This is a genomic window from Pseudomonas sp. Teo4 (genome assembly GCF_034387475.1).
In the GTDB taxonomy this organism is placed as follows: domain Bacteria; phylum Pseudomonadota; class Gammaproteobacteria; order Pseudomonadales; family Pseudomonadaceae; genus Aquipseudomonas.
The window spans coordinates 1,336,419-1,351,438 of sequence record NZ_JAXCIL010000001.1 but is presented as its reverse complement, the minus strand read 5'-3'; the positions used below and the strand labels follow the sequence as shown (position 1 = coordinate 1,351,438).

The 15,020-nt window shown below is 65.0% G+C and carries 5 protein-coding genes and 7 pseudogenes; 4 read left to right on the top strand and 8 right to left on the bottom strand.

Features of this window, described 5'->3' with window-relative positions; translation table 11 throughout:
* Positions 1–13 precede the first annotated feature (13 nt).
* The 4 genes and pseudogenes from PspTeo4_RS06375 to PspTeo4_RS06360 all read right to left on the bottom strand — a co-directional run bounded on the left by PspTeo4_RS06375 (position 14) and on the right by PspTeo4_RS06360 (position 5,439).
* Positions 14–2,236 (bottom strand): TonB-dependent siderophore receptor, encoded by a 2,223-nt coding sequence (locus PspTeo4_RS06375; RefSeq protein WP_322362859.1) that lies wholly within the window; start codon positions 2,234–2,236, stop codon positions 14–16.
* 243 nt (positions 2,237–2,479) lie between these two features.
* Positions 2,480–3,897: pseudogene (locus tag PspTeo4_RS06370) on the bottom strand (short-chain fatty acid transporter).
* Between the two features lie 153 nt (positions 3,898–4,050).
* Positions 4,051–4,706, bottom strand: a pseudogene (locus PspTeo4_RS06365) (CoA transferase subunit B).
* 35 nt (positions 4,707–4,741) lie between these two features.
* Positions 4,742–5,439, bottom strand: a pseudogene (locus PspTeo4_RS06360) (CoA transferase subunit A).
* A 141-nt stretch (positions 5,440–5,580) separates the two neighbouring features.
* On the opposite strand from PspTeo4_RS06360, the gene PspTeo4_RS06355 reads away from it, so the two are divergent.
* Positions 5,581–6,471, top strand: coding sequence for a LysR family transcriptional regulator (locus PspTeo4_RS06355; protein ID WP_416196906.1), 891 nt, complete (start codon positions 5,581–5,583; stop codon positions 6,469–6,471).
* A gap of 1 nt (position 6,472) precedes the next feature.
* Positions 6,473–7,293 (top strand): annotated as a pseudogene (locus tag PspTeo4_RS06350) (aldo/keto reductase).
* Positions 7,294–7,405: 112 nt separating this feature from the next.
* On the opposite strand, the pseudogene PspTeo4_RS06345 reads toward PspTeo4_RS06350, so the two are convergent.
* The 4 genes and pseudogenes from PspTeo4_RS06345 to lexA form a co-directional block, all read right to left on the bottom strand.
* A pseudogene (locus PspTeo4_RS06345) lies at positions 7,406–10,482 on the bottom strand (error-prone DNA polymerase).
* Positions 10,479–11,895, bottom strand: a pseudogene (locus tag PspTeo4_RS06340) (Y-family DNA polymerase). The pseudogenes PspTeo4_RS06345 and PspTeo4_RS06340 overlap by 4 nt, the downstream one beginning before the upstream one ends.
* 6 nt (positions 11,896–11,901) lie before the next feature.
* Positions 11,902–12,521 (bottom strand): annotated as a pseudogene (gene imuA / locus PspTeo4_RS06335) (translesion DNA synthesis-associated protein ImuA).
* Positions 12,521–13,138: a transcriptional repressor LexA gene (gene lexA / locus PspTeo4_RS06330; RefSeq protein WP_322362858.1), complete on the bottom strand. Its 618-nt coding sequence runs from the start codon at positions 13,136–13,138 to the stop codon at positions 12,521–12,523. Before lexA ends, imuA begins: the two are co-directional and overlap by 1 nt.
* 93 nt (positions 13,139–13,231) lie before the next feature.
* On the opposite strand from lexA, the gene PspTeo4_RS06325 reads away from it, so the two are divergent.
* Both PspTeo4_RS06325 and PspTeo4_RS06320 read left to right on the top strand, forming a co-directional pair.
* Positions 13,232–13,888: an HAD family hydrolase gene (locus PspTeo4_RS06325; protein WP_416196905.1), complete on the top strand. Its 657-nt coding sequence runs from the start codon at positions 13,232–13,234 to the stop codon at positions 13,886–13,888.
* Positions 13,889–14,286: 398 nt separating this feature from the next.
* Positions 14,287–15,015 carry a thioredoxin family protein gene (locus tag PspTeo4_RS06320; RefSeq protein WP_322362857.1) on the top strand — a complete coding sequence of 243 codons (729 nt, stop codon included), beginning with the start codon at positions 14,287–14,289 and terminating at the stop codon, positions 15,013–15,015.
* The last annotated feature ends 5 nt before the right edge of the window (positions 15,016–15,020 follow it).

Here is a 15,020-nt window from a genome sequence, read left to right as displayed (position 1 = left end):
CGCTCCTCACCCGTTACAGTTTCCAGTCAAGACTAACCATCATCGTCCTTGGTTCGCCATGATAAACCCCGTTATAGAACCCGAGGTTATTGTAGTAATGCTCGTCGAACAGGTTCTTCACGTTCAACGACGCTGACAGATGCTCATCGAACTGATAACGCGCCATCAGCCCCACCACCGAGAAGGCCTTCTGGCTGATGGTGTCCTTGACCGTGATGATCGAGCCGTCGGTGTTACGCCCTACCGGGCGGTTGGCTGCCTTGTAGTTGTCGCTCTGCCAGTCCAGGTTGCCACCCACGGTCAAGGCCGGGGTCAGCTTGTAGGTGGTGGAGAAACGTACCAGGTTCAGCGGCTGCTCGGTGTTCTTGCGCTGCTTGTCGCCCGTGGCGGCATGGGTGTAGCTGTAGCCCAGGCTCATTTGCCAGTCGGGCATCACCTCACCGGCGATCTCGGCTTCGAAGCCTTCGACCACCACGCCCTTGCCGCCAGACTTGTAATAGATTTCGCCGTCCGGCCCCGGCGGCACCGAGTCGTCCTGTTCGGCGACGTTGTCTTGCTTACTGCGGAACACCGCCGTGCTCAGGTTGAGGCGATCGTCGTACAGGCTGCCCTTGAGGCCCACTTCGTACACCTTGCCGACGATGGGTTCGAGGTACTGCTTATTGACGTCACGAACTGTCTGCGGGTTGAAAATGTCGGTGTAGCTGACGTACGCCGTGTACTGCTCGGTTAGGTCGTAGAGCACGCCGGCATAGGGTGTCCACTGGTCGTTCTGGGTCTGCTTGCTCTGGGTTTCGGTGGCGTTGAGCGCATCGTCATAGGTCCAGTCGCGGCTTTTGGTCTGCCAGCTGCCGTAACGGCTGCCCAGCACCACATGCAGGCGGTCCGTGGGGTTCAGGCGTGTGGCAATGTAACCGGCTTTCTGGCGGATGTAGCTGCGTGAAGAATCCAGGCCGGTGTCGATGTCGTAGAACTTGGGTATCGAGCCCATGTACTTCCAGTCGGGAATACTGGTGTAGCCATCAGGCAGCGAAAGCGCGATCAGGTAGGGCGAGCTGTTGCGCCGCTCGGATTCGCCATAACCGACCATGAAGTCGTGGCTGCGCCCGAACAGCTGGTACGGGCCTGCCAGGTTGAAGTCGATTGCGTCCATCTTTTCCTGGCCCGACATGTGCCTGGCCCAGGCCTTCATGCCGCTGCGGTCGGCCTCGGGGAAGCCATTGCCGCCGTAATACACCTTGCCGTCGCTGTCGGTCTGGCGATGGGTGTAGGCCGCCTTGAGCAGCCAGTCATTGCCCAGGCGCTGGTCCAGGGTGGCGAACAGGGTCTGGTCCTTCAGTGGCCAAGAGGACCAGGGCGCGGCCAGGTTGGTCGAGCGTGGCAGGTCGGCCTTGCCGCCATCGGCGTTCCAGTACGGCACCGTACCCCAGGACGCACCTTGTACATGTTTGTTCTGATAGTCATAGCCCACCGCCAGCACGGTGCTGTCGGTCAGGTCCGCCTCAAGAATGCCGTACGCTACCTCGCGTTGGGTGGCGTACTTGTCCATGAATGACTTGCTGTCGCGGTAGGCCAGCACCGTGCGACCACGCAGGCGCCCTTCCCACCCCAGCGGGCCGCCGACATCCAGGTAGCTGTAGTAGTTGTCGTAGCTGCCGGCGCTGACACCGCTCTTGACCGCTAGCTCATGGGTCGGGCGTTTGCGCACCATGGCGATGGTGCCGGACGGGTCGCCGGCACCGGTGGTCAGGCCAGTAGCGCCACGCACCACCTCGATGCGGTCGTAGATGATGGTGTCCGAATCCGACTTGAGCCCGGAGAAGGTGTTGAGCATCCCGTCGATCTGGAAGTTGTTGATCGCATAGCCGCGGGAATAATAGGTCGGTCGCTCCGAGTCGTTGCGCTGCACCGTGACGCCCGTGACATGTGACATGGCCTCGGACAGGGTGTTGAGCTGGAAGTCGTCGAGCTGCTGACGGGTGATGACCGAGACCGACTGCGGGGTTTCCTTGATCGACAGGTTCAGACGCGTGGCCGCGCTCATGCTGCCGGTGGTATAGGAGCCGCTGTTTTCGGTGGTGCTGCCCAGGCTTTGGGCAAGAATTTCCGTGGAGCCGAGTTCCAGTACCCCCTCTTCTGCCCGTGGTTGGTTGTCTTCTGCCAGTGCGGCAGGGCTGAGGAAGGTGGTGCACAGACCCAGGGTGAGGGTCATGGAACGGCTGATGGGCGCGAACATCGCTGCCTTACTCCTTGTACATTCGATGAAGATCCATGGCTGCCGTTTGGCGGCAGTTACATGAAAACGAATCTCGGATAAGAATCGTTATCGATATGTCATCTGAACGTAAAGATTGCGGTGTTCGTACCGGCCTCATCGCCGGCAAGCCGGCTCCCACAGGTACGGCAGTGATCTCAAGATCTGCGCGGTCCATGTGAGCCGGCTTGCCGGCGATGAGGCCGTCAGCGACAGCCCATTACTTCAAGGCATCACCGGCGGCACATACTGCAAGGTGGTCCCCAATGCCCACAGCAACACCAGCACCAGCGGAACATGCACCAGCAACTGCACGAACGAGAAACCAATCAGGTCCCGCGCCTTCAGCCCCAGCACACCCAGCAGCGGCAGCATGTAGAACGGGTTGATCAGGTTCGGCAGCGCCTCGGCGGCGTTGTAGATCTGCACCGCCCAGCCCAGGTGGTACTGCAGGTCGTTGGCCACCAGCATCACGTAGGGTGCTTCGATGATCCACTTGCCGCCACCGGACGGAATGAAGAAGCCCAGCACCGCCGAGTACACACCCATCAGCAACGCGTAGGTGTCGTGGGTGGCGATCTGGGTGAAGAACAGCGAAATGTGGTGGGCCAACGTCTCGCCGTCAACGCCCTTCACCTGGGTCAGAATGGCCGCGATCGAGCCATACAGCGGAAACTGAATCAGTACCCCGGTGGTGGTCGGCACCGCACGGGCCACGGCGTCGAGGAAGCTGCGCGGGCGCCAGTGCAGCAAGGCGCCGAGCATGATGAACAGCAGGTTGTAGGTGTTGAGCCCGGAAATGGCGGTAATCGCCGGCTTGGTGGCGAACTCCTGGTACAACCAGCCACCGGCCAGGGCCACCAGCATCAGGATCAGGATCGGGCTGTATTCCAGCCATTCGCCCGGCGCGTGCGCTGCGGCGAAGGCGGCGCGGTGAAGCTTGGGTCGACCCCGCAATCTTCGGCACTGCGTGCGCTGTTCGGGCCGGGCGCGGTGGCGTAGGCGACGATCAGCGAAACGACCACCAGGGCGGCCAACATCACGCCGGACTGCCAGAGGAAGATGGTTTCGGTGAACGGAATCACGCCCGTGATGGCAAGAATCGAGGGCGGCAGGCTGGCCGGGTTGGCCTGCAACTGCGCAGCCGAAGACGACAGCCCCAGCGCCCATACCGCGCCCAGGCCCAGGTAGGCGGCGGCACCGGCGGCGCGGTAGTCCATCTTCAGGTCGGTGCGACGGGCCAGCGCACGCACCAGCAGGCCGCCGAACACCAGGGACAGGCCCCAGTTCAGCAACGAGGCCAGCATCGAGATCAACGCCACCCAGCACACCGCCGAACGGCCGTTCTTGGGCAGGCGTGCCAGGCGGTCGATCAACCGTGCAGCAGGTGGCGAGCTGGCGACCACATAGCCGCCGATGACCACGAAGGCCATTTGCATGGTGAAGGGGATCAGGCTCCAGAAGCCATCGCCAAAGGCCTTGGCGGTGTCGGTGGGCTTGGCGCCCATGGTCAGGGCGCCGATGCACACCAGCATCACCGCCAGGGCGGCGAACACCCAGGAGTCGGGGAACCAGCGTTCGGCCCAGTTGGAGCAACGCAGGGCAAAGCGGGCGGAGCGGCTGTCTTGGATTTCAGCGGCCACGGTAACTTCCTTTTATTGGTTTTATCGGTTGTTGCGGTAAATCTGCCGGAAACGCAAAAACCCTGTGGGAGCGGGTTCACCAGCGAATGCGACAGTCGACTCACCGACGCATTCGCGGGTAAACCCGCTCCCACAGGGCTAGGTATGGCCCCTTTAGAAGGTCATTTCCTTCACATCGTCCGGCACGATCAGCTTGCCGGCGGTCTTCTCGATGATCTCTTCGACGCTCACCCCCGGCGCTGTCTCGCGCAGGATGAAGGCGCCATTTTCAATTTCCAGGTAGGCCAGGTCGGTGAGCACCTTGCGAATGCAGCCCGCGCCGGTCAGCGGCAGGCTGCAACGCGGCAGCAGCTTGGACTCGCCGTCCTTGGAGGCGTGGGTCATGGTGACGATGATGTTCTCGGCACCGGCCACCAGGTCCATGGCGCCGCCCATGCCCTTGACCAGCTTGCCTGGATCATCCACGAGGCAATGTTGCCCTCCACGTCCACCTCGAAAGCACCCAGCACGGTGAGGTCGACATGGCCGCCACGGATCATGGCGAACGACTGGGCCGAGTCGAAGATCGACGCGCCTCGGCGGGCGGTGACGGTCTGCTTGCCGGCGTTGATCATGTCGGCATCGATGGTGCCTTCGGTGGGGAATTCGCCCATGCCCAGCAGGCCGTTTTCCGACTGCAGCATCACGTCCATGTCGGCGGGCACGTAGTTGGCCACCAGGGTCGGAATGCCAATGCCAAGGTTGACGTAGTAGCCGTCCTTCAGTTCACGGGCGACGCGTTGCGCCATCTGTTCGCGGGTCAGTGCCATGGTCAGGATCTCTTTGTTGTTCTGTAGGACGGCGCTCAGGCCTTGACGGTGCGCTTTTCGATTCGCTTCTCGAAGGTGCCGACGATCACGCGGTCGACATAGATGCCCGGGGTGTGGATTTCGCTGGGCAGCAATACGCCAGCTCGACAATCTCTTCCACTTCGACCACGGTGATCTTGCCGGCGGTGGCGGCCAGCGGGTTGAAGTTTTGCGCGGTGTTGCGGTAAACCACGTTGCCGTAGTGGTCAGCCTTCCAGCCCTTGACGATGGCGAAGTCGCCGGTGATGGACTCTTCAAGGATGAACTTGCGGCCGTTGAACTCGCGCACTTCCTTGCCGTCGGCCACCGGGGTGCCGTAGCCGGTGGCGGTGTAGAACGCCGGGATGCCCGCGCCGCCGGCACGCATTTTTTCTGCCAGGGTGCCTTGTGGGGTGAGTTCCACTTCCAGTTCACCGCTCAGCAGTTGGCGTTCGAACTCGGCGTTCTCGCCCACATAGGACGCGACCATCTTGCGGATCTGCCGCTCTTCCAGCAGCACGCCCAGGCCGAAGCCATCGACGCCACAGTTGTTGGAAACCACGGTCAGGCCCTTGACGCCACGGCGCTTGATTTCGGCAATGAGGTTTTCCGGGATGCCGCACAGGCCGAAGCCGCCGGCCAGTACCGTCATGTTGTCGGTCAGGCCTTCGAGTGCCTGTTCATAGGTTGCTACGCGCTTGTCCAGTCCGGCCATGCTGATCCGCCTTTTGTAGTTGTTGAACCGACGAGGCTGTCGGTGAGCGTGTGCAGGCATCTTCACCGCTGGCGACTGATTTGTTAATTTTGTTTTCATCATCGATTGATAATATTTCCAAAACAAAGGCCGAACCCTGCCATGAACGTCAAGCAACTGCGCGCCTTCGTCACCGTGGCCAAGTACCAGAGCTTCGCCCAGGCCGGCGAACACCTGCATGTGTCGCAACCGGCCTTGAGCCTGACCATCAAGGCGCTTGAGGACAACCTCGGTGGCGCCCTGCTCACCCGCACCACCCGCAGCGTCAGCCTGACCGCCGAAGGCGAAGTGCTGCTGCCCATGGCCCGGCGCCTGCTGGCCGACTGGGACGACACCGAGGAGATGCTGCGTCAGCGCTTCACCCTGCAACTGGGACGGGTTTCGGTGGCTGCCATACCCGCCTTCGCCGGTAACCTGCTACCGCACTCGCTCAAGGTGTTCCGCCAGCGTTACCCCAAGGTCAACGTCACGGTGCATGATGTGATCAACGAGCAAGTGCTGGAGCTGGTGCGTCATCGGCGTGTCGAACTGGGCATCGGTTTCGAGCCAGACAACAGCGAGGGGCTGGACTTCTACCCGCTCTACCTTGACCGCTTCGTCGCCGTGGTGCCCGCCGACTCGGCACTGGCCGGGCAACCGCAGGCCACCTGGGAGCAGCTGCTGGCCGAAGACTTCATTGCCTTGCAACGCCCTTCGGCGGTTCGCCTGCTGCTCGAACACAACGTGGCGGCACGGCACGGCAAGCTGGCGGTAGCGTTCGAGAGCCACCAGCTGTCGACCATCGGCCGCATGGTGGCCAGTGGGCTGGGCGTCAGCGCGGTGCCGGCGCTGTGCATCAACCAGATGCAGGAACTTGGCGCACGCTGCGTGACCCTCGTTGACCCCATCGTCGAACGGCGCATTGGCGTGATCGCCTTGAGTGACCACAAACTGTCCACCGCAGCGCAAGCGCTGCTTGAGGTTCTGCTTTCCCACACTCAGCCCCGGAGGTGACATGCGTTACGTGAAACTGGCAGGTTCCAGCGTTCCGGCCATTGGCCAGGGCACCTGGTACATGGGCGAAGACCCTGGTCGCAAGGCTGCCGAGGTGGCGGCCCTGCAGCAGGGTATCGACCTGGGGTTGACCCTGATCGACACCGCAGAAATGTACGCCGAGGGCGGTGCGGAGGAAGTGGTCGGCCAGGCCATCGCGGGGCGCCGTGACCAGGTGTTTCTGGTGAGCAAGGTCTACCCGCACAACGCCAGCCAGCGCGGTGTGCCGGCCGCCTGCGAGCGCAGCCTCAAGCGCCTGGGCACCGACTGCATCGACCTGTACCTGCTGCACTGGCGCGGCCAGTACCCGCTGGAGGAAACCGTCGAGGCGTTCGAGCGGCTGCGCGAGCAGGGCAAGATTCGCCGTTGGGGGTATCCAACTTCGATGTCGATGACCTGCGCGAACTGGACAATGCCGACTGCGCGACCAACCAGGTGCTGTACAACCCGGCGCAGCGCGGCATCGAGTTCGACCTGTTGCCGTGGAGCCAGAAGCGTGGCTTGCCGACCATGGCCTACTGCCCGCTGGCCCAGGCCGGGCGGTTGTTGCACCACCCGGTGTTGAGCGAGATCGCCGAACGGCATGGCGCGACGCCGGCCCAGGTCAGCCTGGCGTGGGTAACGCGCAATGATGGGGTCATTGCCATTCCCAAGGCAGTGGCGCCGGAGCATGTGCGGTTGAATGCGGCGGCCGGGGTGTTGAGCTTGACCAGCGAAGACCTGCGGGCGATCGACCGGGCGTTTGCGGCGCCGACGCGCAAGCAGCCTCTGGCGATGGTTTGAGCGATTGTGGTCAACCCCTTCGCGGGTAAACCCGCTCCCACAGGTACTCTTCGCGCTCAAGGGCAGTGAACTCCCTGTGGGAGCAGGTTTACCCGCGAAGAGGCCAGTGAAGTCAATGAAAGTCCCGGCTGCGCACATCCAGCCCTTGCAGCAACGGGCTGATATCCTCCAGCCGCCGGGCAATCAGATGCCGCACCCCGCTCTCCTGCTCCAGCCGCCCGCTGACCTTGAGCAGCTGTGACCCCACCAGTGCCCGCCGCTGCCGCTCGGCCAGGTCGCGCCAGACCACCACATTGACCATGCCCGCTTCATCCTCAAGGGTTACGAAGGTCACGCCACTGGCGGTTTGTGGCCGTTGCCGCCCGACCACCAGCCCCGCCACGGCGATGTTGTCGCCATGCTCCACATCTGCCAGTTCGCTTGAACTGCGACAGCCCAATGCCCGCAAGCGGGCTCGCAGCAGCGTCAGTGGATGAGGGCCGAGGGTAGTGCCCAGGGCCCGGTAATCGGCGAACAGGTCCTCCCCGACCGTTGGCGCAGGCAGCACCACTTCAGTTTCAGGGGCGCCCTGCACATCAGCGAACAGCGGTAACTGTGGCTGCACCGCCGCTACCTGCCAGCGCGCCTGGTGACGGTTGTGGGCCAAGGCCCGTAGCGCGCCGGCATCGGCCAGGCGGGCGCGGGCCTGGCTGTTGAGGCCGGCGCGCAGGCACAGGTCCTCGACATCGCGCCATGGCCGCTCAGCCCTCGCCCGCACCAGGCGTCGGGCATCGCCTTCGGCAAAGCCTCGGATCTGCCGCAGCCCAAGACGAATGGCCAAGGCATCCTCGGCCACAGGTTCCAACGTGCAGTCCCATTCGCTATGAAATACATCCACCGGCCTGACTTCGATCCCCTGGCGCCGTGCGTCCTGCAGCAACTGGTCGGGGCTGTAGAAACCCATGGGCCAGCTATTGACCAACGCACAGGTGAAAACCGCCGGTTCATGGCACTTGAGCCAGCTGCTGGCATAGCACAGCAAGGCGAAACTGGCGGCGTGTGATTCAGGGAAACCGTAACTGCCGAAGCCTTTGATCTGCTCGAAGATGCGCTCGGCAAAGGCCAGCTCATAGCCATTGCGCAGCATGCCTTGCACCAACCGTTCTCGGTGCGGCTCCAGCCCGCCGTGACGCTTCCAGGCAGCCATGCTGCGACGCAGCTGGTCGGCCTCACCGGGGCTGTAGTCGGCGGCGACCATGGCCAGTTCCATGACCTGTTCCTGGAACAACGGCACACCCAAAGTGCGCTTGAACACCTCTTCAAGTGCCGGCGATGGGTAGCTGACCGGCTCTTGCTTCAGACGTCGGCGCAAATAGGGGTGCACCATGTCGCCCTGGATCGGCCCCGGGCGCACGATGGCCACCTCGATCACCAAGTCATAGAAGTTGCAGGGCTTGAGCCTGGGCAGCATGGCCATCTGCGCCCGCGACTCGATCTGGAACACGCCCATGGTCTCGGCGCGGCCGATCATCTCGTAGGTGGCGGCATCCTCGGCGGGGATGGTCGCCAGGGTCAGGTGTCGACCCCGGTGGCGCTGCAGCAGGTCGAAACAGCGGCGCAAGGCACTGAGCATGCCCAGCGCCAGCACATCGACCTTGAGCAGGCCTAGCATGTCCAAGTCGTCCTTGTCCCACTGGATGACCGTGCGCTCGGGCATCGCGGCGTTTTCCACGGCACCAGCTGGTCGAGCGGCTGCTGAGAAATGACGAAACCGCCTGGGTGCTGCGACAAGTGCCGGGGAAACCGATCAGCTCGCCGGCCAGCACCAGGATGCGCCGCAGTGAAGGGCTGGCGGCGTCGAAACCAGCCTCGGCCAACCGCGGCGCATCGGGGATGCGGTCGCTCCAGCGGCCACAACACTTGGCCAGGGCATCCACCTGATCGGCCGGCAGCCCCAGCACCCGTGCCACATCCCGTACCGCCCCGCGGCGTGATAGGTGCTGACCACGGCAGTGAGCGCCGCCCGGTGCCGCCCGTAACGGCGGAAAATGTACTGGATCACCTCTTCGCGGCGGTCGTGTTCGAAATCCACGTCGATATCGGGCGGCTCGTTGCGCTCACGGGACAGGAAACGCTCGAACAGCAGGCGGTGCACCATGGGGTCGAGTTCGGTGATACCCAGCACGAAACACACCACCGAGTTGGCCGCCGACCCCGCCCCTGGCAGAGGATGCCCTGGCTGCGGGCGAAGGCGACGATATCGTGCACGGTCAGGAAGTAGCTTTCGTAACCCAGCTCGGCGATCAGCGCCAATTCCCTGGCCAGCACCGTGCGCACCTTGTCGCTGGGGCCTTGCGGCCAACGCATGGGCAGGCCGCGCTCGCACAGTTCACGCAGCCAGCTCGCCGGGGAATGCCCTTCGGGCACCAGTTCTTGCGGGTATTGATACTTCACCTCGCTCAGCTCGAACTGGCAGCGTTCGGCAATGGCCAGGGTTTCGCCCAGCAGGTCGGCGGGGTACAGCTCGGCCACTTGCGCCAGCGTGCGCAGGTGCCGCTCGCCATTGGCGAACAAGTGGCGCCCGGCTTCTGAAACGCTGCAATGCTCGCGTATGGCGACCATGCAATCCTGCAGGGCGCGACGGCGACGGTTGTGCATGTGCACATCGCCACAAGCCACTGCGTGGATACCCAAACCCGCCGCCAAGGCTCGCAGGCGGGCCAAGCGGGCCTCGTCATCGCTGCCCCGGTGCAGGTGCACCGCCAGCCACAGGCGCTCGCCGAACAGCGCTTGCAGCCATTGGCCGGGGGCTGGGTCGTCCAGGTCATCGGGCACCCACAGCGCCAGCAACCCTTGGTGGTGTTGCTGCAGGTCTTCGCCCAGCAACTGGTAGGCGCCCTTTTGCGCCCGTCGCCGGGCCCGGGTGATCAGCGCACAGAGGCTCTGGTAACCCGTGAGGTTCTCCACCAGCAGTACCAGTTTCGGCCCGTCCTGCAGGCGCACCTCACTGCCGACGATCAGCCGCAGTTGGTGGGCCTTGGCCGCCTGCCAGGCGCGCACGATGCCCGCCAAGGTGCATTCATCGGTGATCGCCAGGGCCTGATAGCCCTGCTCGCGGGCACGGCGGAACAGCTCGTCGGCACTCGACGCACCGCGCTGGAAGCTGAAGTTCGACAGGCAATGCAGCTCGGCGTAACTCGGAGTGCTCATGCGAACCACCCCTGAAGCCACAGCGGACCGGGCTGGGCCAGGTCGCGGTAAGCCCAGCCGCGCAGGCCTTCGCGGGTTTCGATGCGGTAATAGTCGCGGCGCACGTCGCCACCGTCCCACCAGCCCGACTCGATCCGTTCGGCATGCCCGAGCAAGCGGTGGCCGACCTCGTCCAACGCCAGGGGGTCGCAAGCAGCCATCCGGGACGGCTGCCCGGCGCCACCGGCAGGCTGCCCTGAGCGCCCTGCTCTGCCCGCTGCCAGGCGCACTCGGGGCGGTGGTCCGCCTCGGCGCGCAGGCCCTTCACGGCTTCATCGCCCAGGCGCGCGCGCAGGCGTTCGCGCAGCTGCTCCCAGGGTTGCGCCTGCTGGGGGCGGGCGTCAAACAGGGCCTGGTGCTGGGGCACGAATGGCGGCAGGTCATCGGCGACCAGGCGCAGGTTGCGCACCGGCGCAGGAATGCGCAGCGGCTCCAAGCGCCCACGGGCCAACTCGAACAGCATGCCAGCGTCGCGCTCGGCGGCCAGCAGGCCGACCTTGAGCAGGGTGTCCGGCCCCTCGGCATGCTCCAGGTGCAGGCTGAAGCGCTGCACGCCACAGTCCCGGCCAGCCAGGAACGCGGCCAGGTCGTTCAGCATGCGCCGTAGTGGAAACAGCAGGGCCTGGTGCGACTCGACGTCGAAATTGAGTTCCAGCCGCGTCTCGAAGCGGTCGGGCGGCAGATAGAAATCCAGCGCCAGCTTGCGCAGGCCAGCAGCTGGTCCAGGTGCAACTGCACCTGGGCGGGAAAGCGCTTGGCCAGGGCATCACGAGGCAAGGCCAGGACCTGCCCCAGCTGGCGCAGGCCCATGCGGGCAAAGGCCTCGGCGGCGTCACGGGGCAGGCCTACCCGGTCGATGGGCAGGCGTGCGAGCGCCGCGCGGGTGTCTTCGGTGCACGCCACGGCCAAGCCATCGTGGCCGTTGGCAAGCATGCGGGCCGCCACCGGGTTGCTGGCCAGGACGATACGCTGGCGCAGCCCCAGTTCGCCCAGTTCCTGACGCAAGCGGGCCTCGAACGCGGGCCATGGGCCGAATAGTTGCAGGCTGGAGCCCACTTCCAACAGCAAGGCCCGAGGGTAATGCAGGCTCACCTGGGCACTGAAACGGTAGGCCCAGGCGGCCAGCAACTGTTGCAACTGCTCGATGCGCGTCGGGTCGACCTCAACGCAGGTAAAGCCATCGGCCAGGGCCCGCGCGGCAGTGAGCGTCTGCCCGGCACGCAGGCCGAGCGCCGCTGCGGCCGGGCTGACCGCCTGCAACACGCGGCGCTGGGTCGGGCCACCGATCAACACCAGCGGCGTATCGCTGTCGTCCCGCTCGCGCAGGACCGAATCCAGCGCCAGCTGTGGCAGAAGAATGCAGGCCCAGAGCATGGCGCATCAGCCCCGCCCCGGACAGGCGATAGGAACCGCTGGTGGCAGGCCGCCCCGGCACTTGAGCACCCGCCATTGCGCTGGGCGGGTGTCGACGGCAATGCGCAACGCAGCCGGCGAAGGGTTGTGCGCGGCGTGCTGGGGCCGACAGGCGAAAGCCAGGGCCTGCCCTGTCTCGGCGGCCACTTGCAGGCGCCGCAGGGCACGGTCGTCGGCCCGCTGCGGCCAGCACAGCACGGCGGCGCAACTGCCGGAACGCAGGCACTGTTCCGCAGCCCATAGGGCATCCGCCGGCTCCGCTTCAACTTGGGCCAGCCAGCGCAGGTCGACCCCGGCCGCCTGCCAGGCCGGCGCATAGGGGATGAAAGGCGGCGCCACCAGCACCACCCGCCCGCCCTCGGCGCTCAGACGCGCCAGGAGGGCCACAGCAGTTGCAGCTCACCGCAACCAGGGCTGGCCAGCAGCAGTTCGGTCAGCGCGGCGGCGGGCCAGCCGCCATCGGGCAGGCGCTGGTCAAGGGCATCGTGGCCGGTGGGCTGCAACCCGAGCGGGCGCACCTGGGCCTGCCGCCCGCGCCACACCTGGCGCTGGTCGAGCAGCCTGTCGAGTTCGACCACCGCGCCCATCAGTCACGCCTCAGCAGGCCGCAGAACACGCCTTCGATGAAGAACTCATGCTCGGGCCCCACATCGATCGGCGCATAGGCCGGGTTGCGCGGCACCAACCGGTAGCCACCGGGCTGGCGTTGCAGGCGCTTGATGGTGACTTCGCCGTCCAGGCGCGCCACCACGATTTCACCGTCGCGGGCATCGCCCTGTTGGCGGATGCCCACCAGGTCACCGTCGAAGATGCCGTCGTCGACCATCGAGTCGCCGCGCACCTTGAGCAGGTAATCCGGGGTGCGGCGGAACAGGCTGGGGTCGAGCAGCAACTGCTCGTGGATGTCCAGGTCGGGGCCGATGGGCGCACCCGCCGCGACGCGGCCGAGCACCGGCACTTCGAGGATTTCCGGGCGACGCAGGGGTTCGGCCAGGCGAATACCCCGCGCCTGGTTGGGCGTGACGTCGATGTAGCCGGCCTGGCACAGCGCGGTGATGTGCTTGCGCGCCACGCTGCGCGAGGCGAAGCCGAAGCGTGTGGCGATGTCGGCAAGGCTCGGCGGCTGACCGTGGTCGGCGATGCGTTCACGGATGAAGTCGAGGATTGCGCGGCGTTTGGGGGTCAAGTTGTCCATGGAGTACATTTGTACTCTTTTCGGAGCACACTGAACAGCCCCCTCGTCGTCAGGTTTGGTTATCATCCCCGGGCGTATGTTTTTTCAATGCCTGGATGCCCGATGCTGACCGCCCTGCTGTTCGATCTCGATGGAACCCTTACCGACACCGACACCCTGCACCTGCAGGCCTTTCGCCAACTGCTGCGTGAGCATGACGGCCGCGAACTGACCCAGGCGCAGTTCGACAGCCAGGTCAGTGGCCGGGCCAATGGCGAATTGTTTGCCGACCTGTTTCCCCAGGCCACAACCGCGCAGTGCCAGGCACTGGCTGATCGCAAGGAGGCGCTGTTCCGCGAACTGGCCCCGGCGCTCGAACCCATGCCTGGGCTGCTGCGTCTGCTGGAGCATGCCCAGGCCCATGGCATCGGCATGTGCGTGGTAACCAATGCGCCGCGGCTCAATGCCGAGCACATGCTCACCGCCATGGGCCTGGGCGAGCGCTTCGAGCATGTGCTGGTGGCCGAAGAGCTGGAGCGGGCCAAGCCCGATCCACTGCCCTACCTTACCGGGCTGCGCTGCCTGGGGCTGAGGCCCGGCAGGCGCTGGCGTTCGAGGATTCGCTGCCGGGGGTGCAGGCGGCCAGCGGGCGGGGATCTTCACCGTGGGGATCGCCACGACCCAGACGCCAGAGCGACTGCTGGCTGCGGGGCGCAGTTGGTGGTGGATGATTTCGATGATCCGCGGTTGTGGGGCGTGATCGAGCGGATGCTGGGGTGAGGCTTTCTGGTGCATGGCGCACGAGGTGTGGCGCCTGAGAGATCGAGCGCCGCCCGCGCGGCGCATCGCAGGCTTCGCCAGCTCCCACATCTGTTTCGGGCCAGTTATGCCTGTGAGGTTCGCGCGCGACCGCCTTGTTTGTACGACGCGATATCGAGCCATGCGCCAAAGGGATCGCGCGCTATTCCCACAGGATTAATTGGCCCGAAACAGATGTGGGAGCTGGCGAAGCCTGCGATGCGCCGCGCGGGCGGCGCTCGATCTCAAGAGCGCTGCAGCTCCCCCGGCAAGCACCTACCACTGACCAACCCACCATTCGTCGCCCTCTCGATTCCCCAGTCGAATCCCACCCCACCCCACACGACCATTACTGAATCCCCCTGCGCGGAGTCAGTACCATGAGCACCCCCGAACCCAAGCACGCAGTGGTCTCACGCGACCAATGGCTGGCCGCCCGCCAGCAACTGTGGCTGCACGAAAAGGCCCTCACCCACCAACGCGACGAGCTGGCCGCCGCCCGCCGCGCCCTGCCCTGGGTCAAGGTCGAGAAGCCCTACCGCTTCCACGGCCCCAACGGCGACCTGACCTTGGCCGACCTGTTCGCCGGGCGCAGCCAACTGCTGCTCTACCACTTCATGTTCGCCGAAGGCTGGACTGAAGGCTGCCCAGGCTGTTCCTTCCTCGCCGACCATTTCGATGGCGCCAACCTGCACCTGGCGCACCACGATGTGTCGCTGGTCGCCGTCTCGCGGGCGCCCTACTCCGAGTTCCAGGCATTCCGCCAACGCATGGGCTGGCGCTTCCCGTGGTACTCGTCCCACGCCAGCAGCTTCAACGAAGACTTCGGCGTAAGCGTGGGCAGCCAGGGCCAACGCCAGTACAACTATGAGCCCTACACGGGCAACGAAAGCGAACTGCCAGGCTTGAGCGCGTTCTTGCGCGACCAGGACGGCACGGTCTACCACACCTATTCCACCTACGCCCGCGGGCTCGACATCCTGGTCAACACCTACAACTTCCTCGACATCGCGCCCCTGGGGCGCAACGAGGCCGGCACCATGGACTGGGTGCGCCACCATGACCGCTACGAGGAGAACCCGGGCAGCCCACACTGCTGCCATCAATAGTGCGC

What these genes read in the sequence shown, in the direction of transcription:
- PspTeo4_RS06375 (WP_322362859.1), bottom strand. Translation starts at nt 2,236, where the DNA reads ATGTTCGCGCCCATCAGCCGTTCCATGACCCTCACCCTGGGTCTGTGC.
- lexA (WP_322362858.1), bottom strand. Translation starts at nt 13,138, where the DNA reads ATGTACTCCATGGACAACTTGACCCCCAAACGCCGCGCAATCCTCGAC.
- PspTeo4_RS06325 (WP_416196905.1), top strand. Translation starts at nt 13,232, where the DNA reads ATGCTGACCGCCCTGCTGTTCGATCTCGATGGAACCCTTACCGACACC.
- PspTeo4_RS06320 (WP_322362857.1), top strand. Translation starts at nt 14,287, where the DNA reads ATGAGCACCCCCGAACCCAAGCACGCAGTGGTCTCACGCGACCAATGG.
- PspTeo4_RS06355 (WP_416196906.1), top strand. Translation starts at nt 5,581, where the DNA reads ATGAACGTCAAGCAACTGCGCGCCTTCGTCACCGTGGCCAAGTACCAG.